Here is a 5481-nt window from a genome sequence, read left to right as displayed (position 1 = left end):
GGTCAACACGCGCTGACGTGCCCTCAGAGCCAGGCCTGCTGCCACGACTGGATGCGTTCGGCCAGTTCGGGTCCGCGGTCCTCTTGGATGAAGTGACTGGCGTTGATGCGGGCGTGTGGCTGGCCCGCGGCGCCGGGAATGTGTTTGATCAGGGCGCTGTCGGCCCGCCCGAGGATGGGATCGCGGGCCCCGAAGATGGCCAGGAACGGTTTCTCCCAGCGGCCGAGCCCGTCCCATGCCTTCCTGTTGGCCGGGATCGCCGGATCGGCCGGTGAGGTTGGGACTAACTGGGGAAACGCTCGCGCCCCGGCTTGGTACGTCTTGTCCGGAAAGGGCGCGTCGTAGCCGGCCCGCACCTTCGACGGCACCCGGCGGACCGTCCCGGCGCCGACGATGCGGCCCGCCGGCAACACGGGGGAGTAGTGCGCGAAGGCACGCCAGGCGTAGAAGGCGGGCGGCGTGGGCCGTTGCGCGGTGGGGAGGAAACCATTGGACACCACCAGCCGCCCGATTCGGTCAGGCTGCTCGGCGGCGATGCGCAGGCCGATCAGCGATCCCCAATCCTGCACGAATAGCGTGACGTCCCTGAGGTTGAGGTGCTCGAACCACGAAATCACCCATTCCACGTGCCGCTGGTAGGTGTAATCCTCCACCCGGCTGGGTTTGTCGGAACGGCCGAAACCGATCAGGTCCGGCGCGAGCACGCGGTTCCCGGCATCGGTCAGGGGAGGAATCATCGTGCGGTACAGGTAGCTCCACGTGGGCTCGCCATGCAGCAGAACGATCGGCGGCCCTTCGATCGGCCCCTCGTCGAGGTAGTGCATGCGGAGCGGCCGAGTGTCGCTTGCTGTTACATCAAGGTAGTGCGCAACGAACGGGTAACCTTCCAGGTTTTCGAATCGGGAGTCCGGGGTTCGCAGCACATGCATATTCAGCTCCTCCGGTGAACCGGCACCTCTGTTAGCCTCTCGCGCCGGCGCGAATTCGTCTAGTAGGAGATTCATTGAGCTCGCTGCGTAGCGCTATTAAACTTGGTTGTTCATGGCAATTCGGCGCGCGGTTCTGCTCATAGCCGACATCAGTGGTTACACGCAGTACATGCAGTGGAACCGGATGCACCTCGCCCACGCCCAGCTGACGGTTGCGGCGCTTTTAGAGTCGGTCATCAACGCGGGCAAGGGTCTGAAGCTGGCGAAACTCGAGGGTGACGCCGCGTTCTTCTCGGCGCCGGACAGCGACGCCAAAGTGGTGGTGTGCGACCGGCTGTCACGGATGCGGGCGTCGTTCCTGGAACGGCGAGAGCGGATGAAAAATGACATCGCCTGCGAGTGTGCGAGTTGCGAACAGCTGGACAAGCTATCGCTCAAGTTCGTGGTGCACGTCGGCGAGGTCGCCGATCAGAAGGTGAAGCGCCACGTTGAGCTGGCCGGCTTCGATGTCATCCTGGTGCACCGGATGCTGAAAAACACGGTGCCGGTTGCGGAATACGTGCTGATGACCGATCCCGTCGCGGCATGCCTCGACGACACGATGCGTGCGCTGTGCTTGCCCTTGGTGCACGTCTTCGACGGAATCGGCGAAACGTCGACGCACTACATCGACCTCGCGGCGCTGCAGGTGCCCGCCGCGGCGACCGAGCGCAGCTTTTTGCGCCGGCTCCGCGCGACGATGAAGTTCGAGCTCGACACGCTGCCCTTCACGCTGGGCGTGAAGGAGCCCGCCCAAGGGTTTCGCAACCTGGGCCGAGGCGCCGAGGAAATCTCCGCCTAGCCGAAACCGAAAACCACTGTGTGCCCCGACGCCGCTGCACTATCGAGCGTCAGCCAGGGCGCGGCCCATTCGCGACGCAGCCTCGCTGAGGATGGCTTGCGAGGTAGCAAAGTTCAGTCGCACATGTCCGGTTCCGCCGGTTCCGAACACATGGCCGGAACTAAGCGCCACCCGCGCGTGATCGAGGAACCAGCGGGCAGGCCCGGACAGGTCGGCGACCACCGCAAGGTCATCGGTGACTTCTTCGTCGAAACCGAGTTCGCGGCAATCCAGCCATGCCAGATAAGTGCCTTGTGGCCATTGGTAATTCACGCCGGGAAGGTGCTCGGCGACCAGCTCGCCCAGGAACGCCCGGTTTGCGTCGAGGCCCTGCAGCAGTGAGTCGAGCCAGTCGTCGCCGCTGCGGAACGCCTCGGCGTGCGCGATGATGCCCAGGTGGCTTGGCCCGTGGCCGACCTCCTCCGGCATCCGGCGCAGATCCGCCGCAGCTTCGGGCCCGGCAATGGCCAGGGCTGCCTTGAGGCCGGAAAGGTTCCACGCCTTGGAGGCCGAGATCAGGGCGAATGCATCCTCGGCGCCGGGGACGCTCAGGTACGGCGTGAATCGCGATCCCGGCAAAATCACCGGCGCGTGAATCTCATCGGAGACCACCCGGACCCGCGACCGTCGGGCGCACTCGGCCACGCCGCGCAATTCGTCGACGGTGTGCACCGTCCCCGTCGGGTTGTGCGGATTGCACAGCAGATATGCAACCCTTCGGCCCGACGCGCGTGCCCGGGTAAACGCTTCCTCCAACGCGTCCAAGGCAATTCGGCCCTTGGCATCGAGGGGGGCTTCAATAATGCGACGACCGGAGTGTGTGACGAAAGCGTAGAACGGCGCGTAGACGGGCGGGTTGACGACGACTGCGTCGCCCTCGCCCGTGACAAGCCGCAACGCCTCGACGATGCCCAGCATGACATCCGGAACGATTGCCGTGCGGCCGACCTCGAGGTCATGCCATTGCCAACGCCGCGAAGCGAATTCGCTAACAGCTTCGGCAAACGCGGTACCCGACGGGTAGCCGGTATCGCCGATGTCAATCGCGTGACGCAACGCATCGGCCACGGTCGGTGGCAAATTGACGTCCATCTCGGCAACCCAGAGCGGCAACACATCGTCGGGATGCGCGCGCCACTTCATGCTGGTGCGGAGCCGCAGTTGCTGCAGCGTCAATTCCTCGAGCGGATTAAGCGTCACGCCCCGCAGGGTAACCGGCGCGACCTAGCCACTGACAAACGCATTTTGCGGAATGGTCAACGGCAGATCCACCGAACTCAGCAATCCCGGCTGAGCGGCAACGACATACGGCACGGCGTTGACGACGCGCATCGCGGTGGCGACCATGGCACCCGCCCCGGACGTCATCCCTGCGATGCCGGCCTTGCCGGGATCCTTCAGCGTCGCTGCCAGGGTGCAGTCGATGTCCGGATCACCGGAGATCATGACGCGATAGGACAGATCGCCGATCCCGGTGGGCCAGTCGGGGGCGACGTCGTGAGCAAGTCGGGTGACGTGCTCGATGACGATGGCTTCTCGGCCGTCGACCACTCCGATCGCCTGCATTCGCAGCGCGCCACAGGTTCCGGCCTCGACGGAGCCCATGGCAACTTCCAGCGTCCGGTTGGTGACCGCGCGGTCGAAACCCTCGCGGACTTCTTGGACTTCGACCCCCAAAGCGTCGGCGATCAAGCGGATCTGCCCCTGCCATTCGCCGGCGATGGCGCCGGGGTAGCCGATCCAGGGGTGGTAGTCGAGCGGACGGCCGAAGCCCAGCGCGTCGCTCATGATGTCGGGAACCCCGTAGTCGTCGTACAGGCCGATCTCGAAGGAGTGGATCTTGTCGATCGTCGACGACTGGGTGGACAGCACCAGCGGCAGATAGTCAGCGGCGAAGCCCGGCTCGATACCCGACGCAAACAGGGATGCCTGGCCCTGCTTGGCCGCGGCGACCAGTTGGTCGCGCCACTGGGTGGGCTCGTACGCGTGCGGGTTGACCAATCGCGTCGTGCTGGTTGTGACGACGTTGATCCCGGCTTCGAGCAGCTTGACGTAATCGGGAATGGCCAGCGCATCGCGTTCCGGGCCGCTGGCGGCGTAGATCACGCAGTCGGGTTTGGCCGCGATCAGCGCGTCCGCGTCGTTCGTGGCGCTCACCCCGATCGGCTCACCGCCGGCCAGTTCGCCCGCATCCTTGCCGACTTTTTCGTCCGAGTGCACCCAGACGCCGACCAAGTCCAGATTGGGCCGCCGGGACAGTGCGCGGATGGCGATCGAGCCGATGCCGCCGGTCGCCCACACCACCACGCGATGAGCCGTCATCTTGTTCCTCCTCAGGTGCGTGCGCGTCGCGAACTCGATGAAAGCCGTGGCGGCCGTGGCCGTTACGTCGGAAGCTAACAGCCGCGAACCCGCAGGGTCAAGGGTTTAAGAAAGTGCACACTATCTTAACGAACAAATTTTAGGTTAGTCTGCAGCTGTGAGGGCCGTTCAGCGTTTTGCCCGCCTTCGAGCGACAATTCGGGACTGCGTTGTCGCTCAGGGGCGGGCATTTCACCTGGTGCTGGCAGGGCGCTGATGTTCACCCTCAGGTTCGACATGCGCGCTCCCGATTGGGCCGCGCGGACCACCGATCTGTACACCGCCGCCCTCGACATGTGCGAGTGGGCCGAAACGCGAGGTGCTGTCTTAGCGGTGCTCTCCGAGCACCACGGCGCCGACGACGGTCATCTGCCTGCGCCGTTGCTGCTGGCGTCGGCGATCGCGGCCAGAACGCGCACGTTGGCCATCCTGCTCGCCGCGGTTCCGATTCCGTTGTGGGACCCCGTCCGGCTTGCCGAAGAAATCTGCGTGCTGGACCTGATCAGCAAGGGGCGGGTGTCCTATGCGTTCGGAGTCGGGCACCGAAGCCAGGAGTACGACCACTTCGGTGTCGACATGGCCGTCCGTGGGCGGGTGGCCGATGAACTCCTTGCCGTGCTGGGCCCGCTGGTGCGCGGTGAGCCCGTCGACTATCGGGGCCAGACGGTCCGGGTCACCCCGCGGTGCGGCTCGCCCGGCGGGCCGATGGTGCTCATCGCCGGTGGCAGCAAGGCGGCCGCGCGACGTGCCGGCGCCTTCGGGCTCGGCTTCATCTCCCAGACCGACTCGCCGGGTTTGAAAGAGTTCTACGAAGCGCAATGCCGGGCCCATGGGCATGAACCCGGAATCATGCAGTTCCCCGTTCCGGGCCTTCCCACAACGGTTTTCGTGGCCGATGACGTCGATGAGGCATGGGATGTTTTGGGCCCACACCTGTTGCACGATGCGACGATGGCGGCGTCCTATCGCCCCGACGACAACTCGGTTGCAAGCATCACCCGCGCCGACAGCGTGCACGCGCTTCGCGAAGAGGAGGGCGGCCCATATCGCATCTTCACCCCGGATGAGGCAGCCGAATACGTCCGCAGCGGCCGACTGCTGCCACTGCATCCGTTGTGCGGCGGCATAGCTCCCGAGGTTGCGTGGTCATATCTGGAGCGCGCCACAGCGGCCGTCGCGAGTGGCCGTGGCCAGTAAGGAGGATGGCGTGACGATCGACAACCCCACACGGACCGTGGTGTGGTCCACCGGCGGAGTCGGCAAGCAGGCGATCGACGCCATCAGCCGACGGCCAGACCTGGAACTCGTTGG

General features: G+C 65.3%; 5 protein-coding genes. 2 read left to right on the top strand and 3 right to left on the bottom strand.

Annotated elements, in window-relative coordinates:
* Positions 1-23: 23 nt before the first annotated feature.
* Positions 24-929 carry a haloalkane dehalogenase gene (locus A5625_RS08945; RefSeq protein ID WP_066991756.1) on the bottom strand — a complete coding sequence of 302 codons (906 nt, stop codon included), beginning with the start codon at positions 927-929 and terminating at the stop codon, positions 24-26.
* Positions 930-1041: 112 nt separating this feature from the next.
* Between A5625_RS08945 and A5625_RS08940 the strand changes: the two genes are divergently transcribed.
* The gene (locus A5625_RS08940) at positions 1042-1770 is read left to right on the top strand and encodes a DUF2652 domain-containing protein (RefSeq protein WP_066991753.1); all 729 of its coding nucleotides are present in this window, start codon (positions 1042-1044) and stop codon (positions 1768-1770) included.
* A 39-nt stretch (positions 1771-1809) separates the two neighbouring features.
* Here the strand turns inward: A5625_RS08940 and A5625_RS08935 are convergent, their stop codons facing one another.
* Positions 1810-3009: a MalY/PatB family protein gene (locus tag A5625_RS08935; protein WP_066991749.1), complete on the bottom strand. Its 1200-nt coding sequence runs from the start codon at positions 3007-3009 to the stop codon at positions 1810-1812.
* A gap of 24 nt (positions 3010-3033) precedes the next feature.
* The gene (locus tag A5625_RS08930; RefSeq protein ID WP_066991746.1) at positions 3034-4131 is read right to left on the bottom strand and encodes a dihydrodipicolinate reductase; all 1098 of its coding nucleotides are present in this window, start codon (positions 4129-4131) and stop codon (positions 3034-3036) included.
* A 255-nt stretch (positions 4132-4386) separates the two neighbouring features.
* On the opposite strand from A5625_RS08930, the gene A5625_RS08925 reads away from it, so the two are divergent.
* Positions 4387-5367 carry an LLM class flavin-dependent oxidoreductase gene (locus tag A5625_RS08925; RefSeq protein ID WP_066991743.1) on the top strand — a complete coding sequence of 327 codons (981 nt, stop codon included), beginning with the start codon at positions 4387-4389 and terminating at the stop codon, positions 5365-5367.
* Positions 5368-5481: the final 114 nt, after the last annotated feature.

This window comes from Mycobacterium sp. 1465703.0 (assembly GCF_001672975.1).
Classification (GTDB): Bacteria; Actinomycetota; Actinomycetes; order Mycobacteriales; family Mycobacteriaceae; genus Mycobacterium.
Note: the sequence above shows the minus strand (reverse complement) of the source record. Positions and strands in the feature narration are given on the sequence as shown.

Coding starts and splice junctions, on each gene's coding strand:
- A5625_RS08945 (WP_066991756.1), bottom strand. CDS start 929: ATGCATGTGCTGCGAACCCCGGACTCCCGATTCGAAAACCTGGAAGGT.
- A5625_RS08925 (WP_066991743.1), top strand. CDS start 4,387: ATGTTCACCCTCAGGTTCGACATGCGCGCTCCCGATTGGGCCGCGCGG.
- A5625_RS08930 (WP_066991746.1), bottom strand. CDS start 4,131: ATGACGGCTCATCGCGTGGTGGTGTGGGCGACCGGCGGCATCGGCTCG.
- A5625_RS08940 (WP_066991753.1), top strand. CDS start 1,042: ATGGCAATTCGGCGCGCGGTTCTGCTCATAGCCGACATCAGTGGTTAC.